Annotated in this window: 14 protein-coding genes; all 14 read right to left on the bottom strand. The window is 69.6% G+C overall.

All coding sequences use genetic code 11. From position 1 onward, the window contains the following. Positions 1–4 precede the first annotated feature (4 nt). Positions 5–310, bottom strand: coding sequence for a 30S ribosomal protein S10 (rpsJ, locus tag JYK18_RS15635; protein WP_003883485.1), 306 nt, complete (start codon positions 308–310; stop codon positions 5–7). A gap of 369 nt (positions 311–679) precedes the next feature. After that, positions 680–1,873 (bottom strand): elongation factor Tu, encoded by a 1,194-nt coding sequence (gene tuf, locus JYK18_RS15630; RefSeq protein ID WP_206802761.1) that lies wholly within the window; start codon positions 1,871–1,873, stop codon positions 680–682. A 120-nt stretch (positions 1,874–1,993) separates the two neighbouring features. Beyond that, the gene (fusA, locus tag JYK18_RS15625; RefSeq protein WP_206802760.1) at positions 1,994–4,093 is read right to left on the bottom strand and encodes an elongation factor G; all 2,100 of its coding nucleotides are present in this window, start codon (positions 4,091–4,093) and stop codon (positions 1,994–1,996) included. 63 nt (positions 4,094–4,156) lie between these two features. Continuing rightward, on the bottom strand, positions 4,157–4,627 hold the full coding sequence (gene rpsG, locus JYK18_RS15620; protein ID WP_007031033.1) for a 30S ribosomal protein S7: 471 nt from the start codon (positions 4,625–4,627) through the stop codon (positions 4,157–4,159). A gap of 1 nt (position 4,628) precedes the next feature. Continuing rightward, positions 4,629–5,003, bottom strand: coding sequence for a 30S ribosomal protein S12 (rpsL, locus tag JYK18_RS15615; protein ID WP_003102113.1), 375 nt, complete (start codon positions 5,001–5,003; stop codon positions 4,629–4,631). Between the two features lie 552 nt (positions 5,004–5,555). Continuing rightward, a complete protein-coding gene (locus JYK18_RS15610; RefSeq protein ID WP_206802759.1) occupies positions 5,556–5,705 on the bottom strand; it encodes a hypothetical protein in 150 nt (49 codons plus the stop codon). A 97-nt stretch (positions 5,706–5,802) separates the two neighbouring features. Continuing rightward, positions 5,803–6,663: a sugar phosphate isomerase/epimerase gene (locus JYK18_RS15605; protein ID WP_206802758.1), complete on the bottom strand. Its 861-nt coding sequence runs from the start codon at positions 6,661–6,663 to the stop codon at positions 5,803–5,805. Positions 6,664–6,673: 10 nt separating this feature from the next. Beyond that, positions 6,674–7,678 carry a sugar phosphate isomerase/epimerase gene (locus tag JYK18_RS15600; RefSeq protein ID WP_206802757.1) on the bottom strand — a complete coding sequence of 335 codons (1,005 nt, stop codon included), beginning with the start codon at positions 7,676–7,678 and terminating at the stop codon, positions 6,674–6,676. 15 nt (positions 7,679–7,693) lie between these two features. Then, positions 7,694–9,067, bottom strand: a complete 1,374-nt coding sequence (locus JYK18_RS15595; protein ID WP_206802756.1) for an alkaline phosphatase family protein — start codon at positions 9,065–9,067, stop codon at positions 7,694–7,696. Beyond that, positions 9,064–10,152, bottom strand: a complete 1,089-nt coding sequence (eboE, locus tag JYK18_RS15590; RefSeq protein WP_206802755.1) for a metabolite traffic protein EboE — start codon at positions 10,150–10,152, stop codon at positions 9,064–9,066. Before eboE ends, JYK18_RS15595 begins: the two co-directional genes overlap by 4 nt. Beyond that, entirely contained in the window at positions 10,149–11,012 is an 864-nt protein-coding gene (locus JYK18_RS15585) for a TatD family hydrolase (protein WP_206802754.1), read from the bottom strand. Before JYK18_RS15585 ends, eboE begins: the two co-directional genes overlap by 4 nt. Then, the gene (locus JYK18_RS15580; RefSeq protein ID WP_206802753.1) at positions 11,012–12,451 is read right to left on the bottom strand and encodes an EboA domain-containing protein; all 1,440 of its coding nucleotides are present in this window, start codon (positions 12,449–12,451) and stop codon (positions 11,012–11,014) included. The genes JYK18_RS15585 and JYK18_RS15580 overlap by 1 nt, the downstream gene beginning before the upstream one ends. Next, positions 12,448–13,305: an SCO3242 family prenyltransferase gene (locus JYK18_RS15575; protein ID WP_206802752.1), complete on the bottom strand. Its 858-nt coding sequence runs from the start codon at positions 13,303–13,305 to the stop codon at positions 12,448–12,450. The genes JYK18_RS15580 and JYK18_RS15575 overlap by 4 nt, the downstream gene beginning before the upstream one ends. Beyond that, a complete protein-coding gene (locus JYK18_RS15570) occupies positions 13,302–14,462 on the bottom strand; it encodes an inositol-3-phosphate synthase (RefSeq protein WP_206802751.1) in 1,161 nt (386 codons plus the stop codon). The genes JYK18_RS15575 and JYK18_RS15570 overlap by 4 nt, the downstream gene beginning before the upstream one ends. Positions 14,463–14,523: the final 61 nt, after the last annotated feature.

Raw genomic sequence — 14,523 nt, 5'->3', positions numbered from 1 at the left:
ACGCTTACTGGATGTTGACGTCGACGCTGGCCGGCAGGTCGATGCGCATGAGCGCGTCCACCGTCTTCGGCGTCGGGTCGAGGATGTCGATCAGCCGCTTGTGCGTGCGCATCTCGAAGTGCTCGCGCGAGTCCTTGTACTTGTGCGGCGAGCGGATGACGCAATAAACGTTCTTCTCGGTGGGCAGCGGCACCGGGCCCACGACTGAGGCACCGGTGCGCGTGACCGTCTCGACGATCTTGCGCGCGCTGGCGTCGATCGCCTCGTGGTCGTAGGCCTTGAGCCGAATGCGGATCTTCTGTCCCGCCATGGTGGCTGCGTTCCTTGTCGTCTCGTGCCGCTATCTGTTCAACCCGGGCCGGAGCCCCGGTTTCCGCAGTTCAACGGCCTGGTCTCCGGTCCACGCGGTCGGGCGTGTCGCGCCCGCTGCACAGACGGATCCCTCGGGATCGTCGTCCTGCCTGGTCTTCCTCAACGTGAGGGGGCCGCCGGAAACCGGCGTCCCTTGCCCGCAACCCTCACCCGAAGGAAGAGCTCGGCGGACCTCGGCTCTCGTGACAGGGCGGCCGCAACCCGGGTCGGGTTCGGCCGCCCCATCACGAAGCAACCTGAATAGTGTCGCACAGGCGATTTCACGACCTGAACCCGGGGTCAGGAGCCCCCCGGGTTCAGGTGGAAATCACTTGTTGATCTTGGTGACCTGGCCGGCGCCGACGGTGCGGCCACCCTCGCGGATGGCGAACCGCAGACCCTCGTCCATGGCGATCGGCTGGATCAGCGACACGCTGATGTTGGTGTTGTCGCCCGGCATCACCATCTCGGTGCCCTCGGCGAGGGTGACCACGCCGGTGACGTCGGTGGTGCGGAAGTAGAACTGCGGGCGGTAGTTGTTGAAGAACGGGGTGTGACGGCCACCCTCGTCCTTCGACAGGATGTAGACCGAGCCCTCGAACTCCGTGTGCGGGGTGGTGGTGCCCGGCTTCACGATGACCTGGCCGCGCTCGACGTCCTCGCGCTTGATGCCGCGCAGCAGGAGGCCGACGTTGTCGCCCGCCTGGCCCGAGTCGAGCAGCTTGCGGAACATCTCGACACCGGTGACGGTGGTCTTGGTCGACTTCTCGCGGATGCCGACGATCTCGACCTCTTCGTTCACGTTGACCTGGCCGCGCTCCACGCGACCGGTCACCACGGTGCCACGACCGGTGATGGTGAAGACGTCCTCGATCGGCATCAGGAACGGCTTGTCGAGGTCACGCACCGGGTCCGGCACGCTGTCGTCGACGGCGGTCATCAGCTCGAGAACGGCCTCGGCCCACTTCTCGTCGCCCTCGAGGGCCTTCAGGCCGGACACGCGCACCACGGGGGCGTCGTCGCCGGGGAACTCCTGGGAGGACAGCAGCTCGCGGACCTCCAGCTCGACCAGCTCGAGGATCTCCTCGTCGTCGACCATGTCGGCCTTGTTCAGCGCCACCACGATGTAGGGCACACCGACCTGGCGGGCCAGCAGCACGTGCTCGCGGGTCTGCGGCATCGGGCCGTCGGTCGCGGCCACCACCAGGATCGCGCCGTCCATCTGCGCGGCACCGGTGATCATGTTCTTGATGTAGTCCGCGTGACCGGGGGCGTCCACGTGGGCGTAGTGGCGCTTCTCGGTCTGGTACTCGACGTGCGAGATGTTGATCGTGATACCGCGCTGCTTCTCTTCCGGCGCGTTGTCGATCTGGTCGAACGCCCGCGACTCGTTGAGCTCCGGGTACTTGTCGTGCAGAACCTTGGTGATCGCCGCGGTCAGAGTGGTCTTCCCGTGGTCGACGTGACCGATGGTTCCGATGTTGACGTGCGGCTTGCTCCGCTCGAACTTCGCCTTCGCCACTGGAATGTCCTCCTGGACTTTTTGAGCTTGCTCACCGAACGACGTGGCTGTCGACGGCGAATCATCTGGTCGGCCGGGCGGGCCCCGCTTCGGGGCCCGCACGACCGCGGGCTTGGGGTGTTACTCCCCCGTCGCCTTGGCGACGATCTCCTTCGCGACGTTCGCGGGAACCTCGGCGTAGGAGTCGAACTGCATGGAGTAGTTCGCCCGGCCCTGGGTACGCGACCGCAGGTCACCGACGTAGCCGAACATCTCCGACAGCGGAACCAGTGCCTTCACGACACGGGTCCCTGCGCGCTCCTCCATGGCCTGGATCTGGCCACGGCGGGAGTTCAGGTCACCGATCACGTCACCCATGTAGTCCTCGGGCGTGGTGACCTCGACGGCCATCAGCGGCTCGAGGATCACCGGGCCGGCCTTCTTCGCGGCTTCCTTCATCGCCATCGAACCGGCGATCTTGAACGCCATCTCCGAAGAGTCGACCTCGTGGTACGCACCGTCCAGCAGGGTCAGCTTCAACCCCACCAGCGGGTAACCGGCCAGCACGCCGTACTGCATGGCGTCCTGGGCGCCCGCGTCCACCGACGGGATGTACTCCCGCGGGATGCGGCCGCCGGTGACCTTGTTGTCGAACTCGTACAGCGCACCGTCGGTCGTCGCGAGCGGCTCCAGCTTGACGATCACCTTGGCGAACTGACCGGAGCCACCGGTCTGCTTCTTGTGCACGTAGTCGAGCTTCTCGACGGTCTTCTTGATCGTCTCGCGGTAGGCGACCTGCGGCTTGCCGATGTTCGCCTCGACCTTGTAGTCGGACTTCATCCGGTTCACCAGCACCTCGAGGTGCAGCTCACCCATGCCGGCGATGATCGTCTGGCCGGTCTCCTCGTCGAGGTTGACCTGGAAGGTCGGGTCCTCTTCGGCGAGACGCTGGATGGCCAGCGACAGCTTCTCCTGGTCGGCCTTGGTCTTCGGCTCGATGGCCACCCGGATGACCGGCTCCGGGAAGGTCATCGACTCGAGCACGACCGGGTTCTGCGGGTCGGCCAGGGTGTCACCGGTGGTGGTGTCCTTCAGGCCCTGCACCGCGTAGATGTGGCCGGCCTGGCCCTCGTCGACCGGGTTCTCCTTGTTGGAGTGCATCTGGAACAGGCCGCCGATGCGCTCCTTGCGCTCCTTGGTCGCGTTGACGACCTGGGAGCCCTTGGCGACCTTGCCCGAGTAGACCCGGATGTAGGTCAGCTTCCCGAAGAACGGGTGCGCGGCGATCTTGAACGCGAGCGCGGAGAACGGCTCGGAGACCGAGGCCTCACGGGTGGCCTTGGTCTCACCGTCGGTGAGGGTGCCCTCGACGGCCGGGACGTCCAGCGGCGACGGCAGGTAGTCGATCACCGCGTCGAGCATGGGCTGCACGCCCTTGTTCTTGAAGGCGGAACCGGTGAGCACCGGGTACGCCTCACGCGCGATCGTCAGCTTGCGGATGCCGGCCTTGATCTCGGCCTCGGACAGCTCCTCGCCGCCGAAGAACTTCTCCATCAGCGCGTCGTCGGTCTCGGCGATCGCCTCGACCAGCTTCTCGCGGTACTCGGCGGCCTTGTCGGCGAGCGCGGCGGGGATGTCCTCGACCGCGTAGTCCTCACCCTTCTGGACCTCGCCGCGCCAGGTCAGCGCCTTCATGCGGACCAGGTCGATGACGCCCTCGAAGTCGCTCTCGGCGCCGATCGGCAGCTGGATGACCAGCGGCCGGGCCCCGAGGCGGTCCTCGATGGTCTTCACGGTGAAGTAGAAGTCCGCACCGAGCTTGTCCATCTTGTTGACGAAGCAGATGCGCGGGACCTCGTACTTGTCCGCCTGGCGCCAGACCTGCTCGGACTGCGGCTCGACACCTTCCTTGCCGTCGAAGACGGCGACCGCACCGTCGAGCACCCGCAGCGAACGCTCCACCTCGACGGTGAAGTCGACGTGACCCGGGGTGTCGATGATGTTGATCTGGTGGTCGGCCCAGAAGGTGGTGGTGGCAGCCGAGGTGATGGTGATACCCCGCTTCTGCTCCTCCTCCATCCAGTCCATGGTGGCGGCGCCGTCGTGGACCTCGCCGATCTTGTAGTTGATCCCGGTGTAGAACAGGATCCGCTCGGTCGTGGTGGTCTTACCGGCGTCGATGTGGGCCATGATGCCGATGTTGCGGACCTGGTTCAGGTCGGTCAGCACGTCACGTGCCACTGCAGTGTTCCCCTGTCTCAAGCTTGGGGCCCGGGCTGGCTTGGATCGACAGCCGGGCGGACGTCACCAGCGGTAGTGGGCGAACGCCTTGTTGGACTCGGCCATCTTGTGCGTGTCCTCGCGGCGCTTCACGCTCGCCCCGAGGCCGTTGCTCGCGTCGAGGAGCTCGTTCTGCAGGCGCTCGATCATCGTCTTCTCACGGCGCGCCTGCGAGAACGAGACCAGCCAGCGCAGCGCAAGGGTGGTCGAGCGGCCGGGCTTGACCTCGATCGGCACCTGGTAGGTGGCGCCACCGACGCGGCGGCTCTTCACCTCGATGGTGGGCTTCACGTTGTCGAGCGCGCGCTTCAGCGTGACGACCGGGTCGGTGCCGGTCTTCTCGCGAGCGCCTTCGAGCGCGCCGTAGACGATGCGCTCGGCCAGGGACCGCTTCCCGTCCTTCAGCACCTTGTTCACCAGCTGGGTGACCAGCGGCGAGGCGTAGACGGGGTCGGAGATCAACGGCCGCTTCGGCGCGGGACCCTTGCGGGGCATATCAGCTCTTCTCCTTCTTCGCGCCGTACCGGCTGCGCGCCTGCTTGCGGTTCTTCACGCCCTGCGTGTCGAGCGAACCGCGGATGATCTTGTAGCGGACCCCCGGCAGGTCCTTCACACGGCCGCCGCGCACGAGCACCATCGAGTGCTCCTGCAGGTTGTGGCCTTCACCGGGGATGTAGGCGGTGACCTCGATGCCGCTGGTCAGCTTCACACGAGCGACCTTGCGCAGCGCCGAGTTCGGCTTCTTGGGGGTCGTGGTGTACACGCGGGTGCACACGCCACGCCGCTGCGGGCTCCCCTTGAGGGCCGCGGTCTTCTGCTTGGCAGCCTTGTCCTGGCGGCCCTTGCGGACCAGCTGCTGGATCGTGGGCAATGGACCAGCTTTCTGTCGCGATCTTGCTTGTTTCTCCCCGGCCCCCGCGGTCGGGCGTGTCGGCCCGCGTCAGGGTCTGACGACCCAACTGACTTCCCATCGGGGTTTCCGTGGAACTGCTTGTGCTCGCCAGCCCGCCTGAACGGCCCGGCGAGCGCTGCACGCGTCCCGCCCGGCGCCTGACGGCACACGGAGCGGCCCGACATGTGCCGGGCACGGTCATCAAAGATACCCGGCCCGATGGGCAGCTCCCAATCGGGGGGTCGTATCCGGGGACGGACCACCCAGTCTAGCGCCTCCACCGCGGAGCGTGGCGGATTCCCACCGGCCGCGTCACCACCACCCCACCCACCCGCCGGAACCTGCTTTTGCCCGCAGAAGCAGGTTCCGGCGGGCGCGGGTGTCCGCATTCGCGCAGGTCAGCGCGGTGACCTCCTTTTCCCCGCAGAAGCCGATCCCGCCCGGGAGCGGACTGGAGATGATCTTCGGGAGCTGGACACACGAGTGGGGCGCCACCGGCGGTGCGGTGACGCCCCACTCGTGGGCCGTGGTTCAGTCCTCCGGCTTGGCGTGATCCGGCCGGCCCGGGTTCGGGTCCCGGGTGAGGTCGATCAGCGGATGCCGGGGCGCGCCCTCCGGGGCGGCGCGGCGGCCGGTGGTTTCCGGCACCGGCTCGGTCCACTCGTTCTGCTCGGTGTTCACAGCGCCCTCCTCGTGTCGCCTGCTGCAACCCGCGCCACGCTACGCCCGCCGATCACCGCGCCAGGAGACGCCCGGAGCCGCTCCCGCCGAATGGAACTCAGAACCGGACTTTCCGGAGGTAATCGAAGCCGACCTTGGCGGTTTTGAGCGGATCGGCCGGATTGTCGTGCTCCACGATGTACTCCCGGATGCCGGGGGTGCCGTCGAAGATCTTCCGGAAGTCGATGTTCCCGGTGCCCACGTCGGCCCAGCCGCCGTCCGCGCCGCGGTCCTTGACGTGGTACTGCAGCACCCGCCCGCGCTGCTCCCGGAACAGCTTCACCGGGTCCACCCCGGCCACCACCGCCCAGTACAGGTCGACCTCGAAGTGGGTGTACCGGCTGCTGGTGCCCTTCGCCAGGATGTCGAACGGCCGCACGCCCTCGACCAGCGCGAACTCGTGGTCGTGGTTGTGGTACCCGAACTGGATGCCTGCCTTGGCGAAGGCCCTGGACGCCTTGTCCAGCCGCTCGGCGAAGGCCTGCCACTCGGCCTTCGTCGCGTACTTGGCCCACGGCACCGCCGAGTACCGGTGCCCCAGCGTCTTGGCGTCCTCGATGAGCTTGTTCACGTCACCGTCGATGCCGATGTGGCTGGAGGTGGCGCGCAGGCGGTGCTTGTCCAGGATCTTGCGGAACTCGGCCGCGCTGCGCCCGTACGTCCCGGCCATCTCGACGTTGCGGAAACCGATGTCGGACAGCGCGCCGAGCGTGCCGTCGAGGTCCTTCTCCAGCAGCGACCGCAGGGTGTAGAGCTGCACGCTGATCCGGTGCAGCGGGATGCTGCCGTGGCCGTGCCCGTGACCGTGGCCACCACCGGCGGAGGCGACCCCGGGCAGCGCCAGCATCGCGCCGCCGACCGCCGCGGCACCGGCCGCGCCGCGCAGCATCGAACGACGGGAAAGGTTTCTGTCGACCATCAGATGAACCTCACTTCTGGTTGCTGAACGCGGCGTCGAACGCCGCCGCGGGCTTGTCGAACAGCAGGCCGCGCAGGAAGGTCACGGCCTCGGCCGCCCCGCGCAGCCGGTCCATGCCGGCGTCCTCCCACTCCACCGAGATCGGCCCGGAGTAGCCGATCGAGTTCAGCGCGCGGAAGCAGTCCTCCCACGGCACGTCGCCGTGCCCGGTGGAGACGAAGTCCCAGCCGCGCCGCGGGTCCGCCCACGGCAGGTGGGAGCCGAGGCGCCCGTTCCGCCCGTCGAACCGCTTCCGGGTGTCCTTGCAGTCCACGTGGTAGATCCGGTCGGCGAAGTCGAGGATGAAGCCGACCGGGTCGAGGTCCTGCCAGACGAAGTGCGAGGGGTCCCAGTTCAGCCCGAAGGCCGGGCGGTTGCCCACCGCCTCCAGCGCCCGCTTCGTGGTCCAGAAGTCGTAGGCGATCTCCGAGGGGTGCACCTCGTGCGCGAACCGGACGCCCTCCTGGTCGAACACGTCCAGGATCGGGTTCCAGCGGTTCGCGAAATCCTCGTAGCCGTCGTCGATCACGGCCTGCGAGACCGGCGGGAACATCGCCACGTACTTCCAGATCTTCGACCCGGTGAAGCCGACGACGGTGTCCACACCGAGCTTGGCCGCGGCCCTGGCGGTGTCGGCGAGTTCGGCGGCCGCGCGCTGCCGCACGCCCTCCGGCTCGCCGTCGCCCCAGACGCGGCTGGGCACGATGGCCTGGTGCCGCTCGTCGATCGGGTCGTCGCAGACGGCCTGGCCGACCAGGTGGTTCGAGATGGTCCAGACCTTGAGGTTGTGCTTGGCCAGCAGTTCGAGGCGCTGCGGCACGTAGTCCTCTTCGGACAGTGCGCGGTCGACCTCGAAGTGGTCGCCCGAGCACGCGATCTCCAGCCCGTCGTAACCCCATTCGGAGGCGAGCTTGCAGACCTCGGTGAACGGCAGGTCCGCCCACTGGCCGGTGAACAGCGTGATCGGACGACTCATAGCGAGCTACTCCTTCTATTTGAGTCCTTGCAGCGACAGCAGCAGCGGGTGCACGTCGGTGGCGGACAGCCGGCCGGCCGGTTCGAAGGCGCTGTCCGAGCAGAGCAGCACCGGACCGTCCTCAGCCGAGTCGGGCAGCCTGCCGTGCGAGCCGCGCACCCAGCGCGGATCGGTCGGCACCACGTTCATCGCGTACCGCAGCCCGGCGAACTTCTTCGCCAGGTTCAACCCCGCCTTGGCCTTGGCGAGCCGGTCGGCGGGGTCGAAGAACAGCTCGGCCGGGTCGTAACCCGGCTTGCGGTGGATCTCCACACCGCGCGCGAAGTCGGGCGCGCGGTTGTCGTCGGTCCAGTAGTAGTAGGTGAACCACGACTCGGGGTCGGCGACCGCGACCAGCTCGCCGGCGCGCTCGTGGTCCAGGCCGTAGCGGGCCTGGGCCTCCCGGTCGAGCACCTCGTCCACGCCGGTCAGCTCGGCCACGACGGACCGGACGCGCTCGAGGTCGGCGGGGTCCTGGACGTAGACGTGGGCGACCTGGTGGTCGGCCACGGCGAAGGCGCGCGAGGTCCACGGGTCGAGGTACTCCATGCCCGCCTGGGTGTAGACCTCCAGCAGGCCCTCGCGGCGCAGCGCCCGGTTGATGTCGATCGGGCGGCTGACGTTGGTGATGCCGTACTCGCTGAGCGCGACCACGGTGGCGCCGCGGTTGCGGGCGTCGTCGAGGAGCGGGGCGAGCGCGTTGTCCAGCTCGCGCGCGGCGACGGCGGCCTGCGGGTGGTCGGGCCCGAAGCGCTGGTGGTCGTAGTCCAGGTGGGGCACGTACGCCATGAGCAGGTCGGGTGCTTTTTCCCGCAGAAGCTTGCGGGTGGCGCCGATGACCCACTTGCTCGAGGTCAGCGAGGCCGTCGGGCCCCAGTACTGGAACAGCGGGAACTCGCCGAGCTCACCGGTCAGCTGGTCGTGCAGCTCGACCGGCCGCACGTAGGCGTCCGGCGACTTGCGGCCGTCGGCGTGGTAGATCGGCCGCGGCGTCACCGTGACGTCGGTGGTCATGCCCATCGCGTACCACCAGCACACGTTCGCCGAGGTGTAGCCGGGGTGCGCGGCCCGCGCCGTCTCCCACAGCTTCTCGCCCTGAACGAGCCGGTTGTGCTGGCGCCACAGGTAGATCTCGCCGAGGTCGCGGAAGTACCAGCCGTTGCCGACGATGCCGTGCTGCGCTGGGGTCAGCCCGGTGAGGAAGGTGGACTGGGCGCTGCAGGTGACCGCGGGCAGCACCGTGCCGAGCTCGGCCTGCCAGCCGTCGGTGGCCAGCGCGGACAGCCGCGGCATGTGCCGCAGCGCCTTGGGGGTCAGCCCGACGACGTCGAGCACCACGAGGGGTTTCATGCGGAAGCCTTTCGAGAGTTCAGCTGGTCGCGCGCCCAGCGCAGCTCGGCGGCGATGCCGCCGGCGAGGTCGTCCCCGCCACCCGGGAGCACGCTCCAGGTGTAGGTCTCGACCTCGATGTGCGGCTCGCCCCCGAGTTCGGCGAACACCGCGGTCAGCACGTCGGTGGTGCTGCTCAGCGGCGTCGGCGGGGCGGCGTGCAACGGTATGTGGAAGTGGACGCGCCACGGCCCGTGCGCGGGGAGTTCGGCCGAGGCCGAGGGCAGGTCGTCCGACGCGAGCACGGTGCCGTCCTCGGCGAGTTCGCGCACCTGGTGCAGGTAGCGCGGTTCGGCGAAGGCGGCCAGTGCGGCTTTCGCGTCCTCCGCGGCCGGGTCGGCGACGTGCAGTGCGGCCGAGGCCTGCACCTTCACCACGTCCAGCCCGGCGTCGGCGATCCGCCGCAGGGTGTCCACCGGATCGGCGAACGAGACCGCGAGGTGGCAGGTGTCCAGGCAGAGCCCGATGTGCGCGGGGTCGACGCGGCCGGACAGCCAGCCGAGCGCGTCGGCGACGGTGTCCAGCACGCAGCCCGGTTCGGGCTCGACCGCCAACCGGATCGGGCGGTCGCCCCGGGCGAGGACCTCGGTCAACTCGGTCAGCGCGGCGGTGGCCGCGGCATCGTCGACCGGGGTCCACGGCTCCCGCCAGGCCAGCGGCAGGGTGGAGATGCTGCCGTATGCCGCGTCGTCGGCCAGCAGGCCACCGAGCACGGTCACGCAGTCGAGCGTGTACCGCAGCCGCGCCGGTTCCGTCCACTTCGGATGGTAGACGGCCTGCTTGACCACCTCGTCGTGGAAACCGCCGTACGGGAAGGCGTTCAGCGTGCACACGCCGAGCCCGCGCGCGTCCAGCTCCGCACGGAACTTCGCCAGCGCGGCCGGGTCCTCGGCGAGGCCGCGCGCGACCGGCGCGGCCAGCCAGAGCCCGACGCCGAGCCGGTCCTCCCCGTACTGCTCGCGGACTGGTACCGAGTACCGGTCGAGCTGCGCCAGGATCCCGCCGAGGTCCTCGGCGGGATGCACGTTGGTGCAGTACGAGATCACTTGCGGCCACCCCGGAGCACCGAGTTGCCCTGGAACTCGCTCGCCTCACCGCTGAACCCGGGCAGCGGGTCCAGCGTCAGCCTGCCGCTCTGCGCGTAGAAGTCGACCGGGTTCTGCCACAGCACGGTGTCCACATGGGACTCCTCGTACCCGTCGGCGAGCATCGCCTGGCCGGTCTTGAGCGTTTTCAGCGGGTCCGAGCGGCCCCAGTCGGCGGCCGAGTTGACGATCTTGCGCTCCAGGCCGTACTCCCGCAGGATCGCCACCATCCGGTGCTCGTCCATCTTGGTGTCGGGGTAGATGGAGAAGCCCATCCACGCGCCCGCCTCGGCGACCAGGCCCACAGTCACCTCGTTGAGGTGGTCGACCAGGACGTGCTCCATCGGGATGCCGGACTCGCGGACCACGTCGAGCGTGCGCTTGGTGCCTTCGAGCTTGTCGCGGTGCGGGGTGTGCACCATCACCGGCAGCTCGTGCTCCTTGGCGAGTTCCAGTTGGCGGGCGAAGACGTCGTCCTCTTCGGGGGTCATCGAGTCGTAGCCGACCTCGCCGACCGCGACCACGCCGTCCTTGGCCAGGTACCGCGGCAGTACGTCGAGCACCTCGCGGCAGCGGGGGTCGTTGGCCTCCTTCGGGTTCAGCGCGATGGTGCAGTGGTGGCGGATGCCGAACTGCGCGGCGCGGAACCGCTCCCAGCCGATCAGCGAGTCGAAGTAGTCGGTGAACGAGCCGACGCTGGTGCGCGGCTGGCCCAGCCAGAACGCGGGCTCGACCAGCGCGCGGACCCCGGCGGCGTACATCGCTTCGTAGTCGTCGGTGGTGCGTGAGGTCATGTGGATGTGCGGGTCGAAAATCCGCATCAGTGCTCTCCCCTTTCCAAGATGGCGCGCGCGTCCGCGGGTACTTCACGGCCCGCCGCGCTCCGCTCCGCCGCGTAGTCCGAGACCATGCGGCGCAGCTCATCGTCGACCCGGCGGTCCAGCTCCGCGACCGCCGCCAGGGGAACCCCGGTGAACAGGCATTTCAGTACCCCGTGGCGCCAGGAATGGGCATCGAGGTGGGTGGCGGCGAACGCGCCCATGGCGGCGGCGACCAGCCGGGTGTCGTTGGTGCGAAGAGCGTCGGCGACCAACTGGAGCCCGGCGGCGACGACGTTGTCATCGGGCTTGTCCAGCGCGTTCAACCCGCGGAGGACGCCGCGGCGCTCCGCGTCGTCGCCATACCGATACAACTCCCCCACCTCCGCCGCGAAGGCTTCTGCGGGCAAAAGCAGGTTCAGTTCGGTGAGGAGGCGGACGCGGGCCTGGTCGTCGAGGGTGCCCTGGACGAGCCCCTGCGGATCGGCCTCGGCGGCGACCGGCGTGCGGCCGACGCCGCGGCCCGCCGCCGGGAACAACCTGCCGATCGAGTCGGGCTTGGCCCTGACCTGCGCCACCGCGTCCACGACCCAGGGGTGATCGGCTTCTGCGGGCAAAAGCAGGTTCAGCACGCGGAAGGCCCGGGCGGCTACTTCGGGAGCGGCGTGGCTGTGCCGCGGCAGCTCGACGGCGGCCAGGCCCTCGTAGCCGATCTCGGTGAGCGCACCGAGCGTCGCCGGGAGGTCGAGTTGCCCCTCACCGAACTCCAGGTGCTCGTGGACGTTGGGCAGCATGTCGTCGAGTTGCACGTTGAACAGCAGCGGACCGGCCAGGCGCACACACTCGGCGGCGTCGACCGGCTCGACCGCGACGCAGTGCCCGACGTCGAGCGTGACGCCGAACAGCTCGTGGTTGCCGAGCTGTTCGCGCAGGTCCAGGACCTGCTGGAGGTGCTGGACGAAGTGCCCGGGCTCGGGCTCCATCCCCACCCGCACCCCTAATGCTTCTGCGGGCAAAAGCAGGTTCTGGAGGCCCTCGCGCAGGCGGGCGCCGGCGGTGGCGTCGTCGAGGTCAGGGGGTTTGACGCCGGACCAGAAGGACACGCAGTCCGCGTCCAGTTCGGCCGCGATCCGCATCGCCCGCTCCAGGAAGCCGAGCCGGGGCGCGGGGTCGTCCGAGAGCAACGTCGGGTGGTGCTTGCGCCACGGGTCGAGCAGGTAGCGCGCGCCCGTCTCGATCACCACCCGGTTCAGCCCGAGCGACGACAGCCGCGCGGCCACGCGTTCGAGCTGCTTGGGCAGGTCGTCGGCGTAGGGGTTGAGGTGGTCGTGGTCCAGCGTGAGCGCGACGCCGGTGTACCCGAGGTCCGCGATCACGGCGAGCGCGTCGAGCAGCCGGTGGTTGGCGAAGCCGTTCGTGCCGTAGCCGAGCGAGAAGGTCATGTGGGGCTCACCTTCCTCGACAGCTTGCGCGCGATCGGCAACGCCGAGGCGACCAGCGCGGCGCCCACGATCGAGCCGCGGGCGGCGATGGCGGCCTGCAGCGGCACCATGCCGTGGATGCCGGTTTTTGTGGCGTTGCGCACAACTTTCGCCGACGGATCGGCGACCGCTTCCGCCTGCGCGCGACCGACGAACCCGGCGTACCCGGAGCCCGCGGTGAGCGAGGCGAGCCGGTGCCAGCCGGTGTGCGCGGGGCCGCTGACCGCGAGCGCGGTGGCCGCGCTGCTGGTGGCCAGTGCCGCTTTCGCGGTGGTCGGCGAGGCGCCGTGCACCTCGCCGGTGGACAGCGCGGTGACGCCCAGCGTGTGCACGCCGATCGCCGCGGCCGCCGGGGCCGCCGCGCGGGTGTTGCCGCCCGCGCCGAGCAGCACGTCGAGCGCGCGGCAGACGGCCATGCCGAGCGGGCCGGCCGGGGTCGGCTTGAGCAGGGTGTCGTAGGCCCAGACCGCGCCGGCCAGCGGCACGGCGACCTTGAGCGCCTGCTTGCCGCCGCCGAGCGCGGCGAGGCTGAGCCCGGCGACGGTCAGCGCACCGCCGGTGGCCAGCGCCTCGTTGGCGGAGATCCGGCCGGACGGGATGGGGCGCTCGGGCCGCTCGACCGCGTCGAGGTCGCGGTCGGCCCAGTCGTTCAGCGCCATTCCCGCCCAGTAGAAGGAGGCGGAAGCCAGCGGCAGCAACAACCGCCGCCCGCGCAACCTGCTTTTCCCCGCAGAAGCACCCGCGACGGTGTCGCCGAGGACGGTGAGGGCGGCGGGGGCGCGGACCAGTTCGGCGAGGGTGCGTAGCCGGCTCACAGGGTGCCCGCCCACTCGTGCAGGAGGCGGGTCTGCTCGGCGAACCGGTGCTCGTCGCTGCCCATCGGGTCCTTGAAGAAGAAGCCGAGCCCGGTCAGCGCGCCCGACTGCCCCGCGGCGTGCGCGGCGGCGGTGAACCGGGCGAGGTCCAGCACCAGCGGCGCGGCCAGCGCCGAGTCGTAGCCGGTCCAGGTGAACTGCAGGCTCATCCGCGCGCCGAGGAAGCCCTCGAACGACACGTTGTCCCACGCGGTCTTGGTCTCGCCGAGGTCGGGCACGTTGTCGATGTGCAGCGGCGCGGTGACCTGCTCGCCGAGCAGCGCGGCCAGGCCGCGCGCCTTCGACTCGAGCTTGCTGTTGACCTTGGTCGGGTCGCCGAGGGTCTCGCCGTCGCCGCCGCCGAGCAGGTTGGTGCCCGACCACGAGCGCACGCGCAGGGCGCGCGAGGTGAACATCGGCGCGAGCACGGTCCGGAGCAGGGTCTCGCCGGTCTTGCCGTCGCTACCCGCGTACGGCAGGCCCAAGTCCGCGGCGAGCGCACGGAGCGCGGACATGCTTATGCCCGCAGAAGGCGTGAACTCGACGTAGGGGCTGCCGGCGCGCAGAGCGGCGTAGGCCATCAGCGAGCTCGGCGGGAGCACGGCGCGCGCCGGGTCCTCTAGGGCGGCTTCGAGCAGGCCGAGGTCGTTGTGCTCGGGCAGCTCGGGGGTCGGCGCCTCGGTCGACGAGACGTTGACGACGACCACGCGGTCCAGGTTGTGCCTGGCCGCGAACGATCGGATGTCTTCTGACAGTCTTTTCCCCGCAGAAGCCTGTGAGCCGGTGTGGGTGGCGGGGTGGTAGCCGTCGCGGATTTCGGCGTCGACGGAGGTGAGGCCGGGGCGGACGGCGGCGAGCACCGCGTGGCTGAACACGCCGGCGTCGGCGAGTTGCTCCGCCCGCTTCTCCAGCGGGGTGTGCACGATGTCGTGTCCGCCGAGCACGATGTCGTCCCACGCGGGCAGCGGCACCGAGGCGAACGCGGGCAGTTCGCTGACGCACCCGGTCGGTCCGGCGACCCCCGCGCGCAACGCCAGCAGCCCGACCGCGGCCGTGGTCGCTACCGATCCTCTGGCCCCCACCAGCCACAAGCCGGTGCGCATACCTCGCTCGGACATCACACAACACCTCTCCACGAAAGAACGGCGGCCCGGTGTGGGTGACGACCGATCGAGGTCG

It is taken from the genome of Amycolatopsis sp. 195334CR, assembly GCF_017309385.1.
In the GTDB taxonomy this organism is placed as follows: domain Bacteria; phylum Actinomycetota; class Actinomycetes; order Mycobacteriales; family Pseudonocardiaceae; genus Amycolatopsis.
This window is presented reverse-complemented; position numbering and strand designations above follow the sequence as displayed.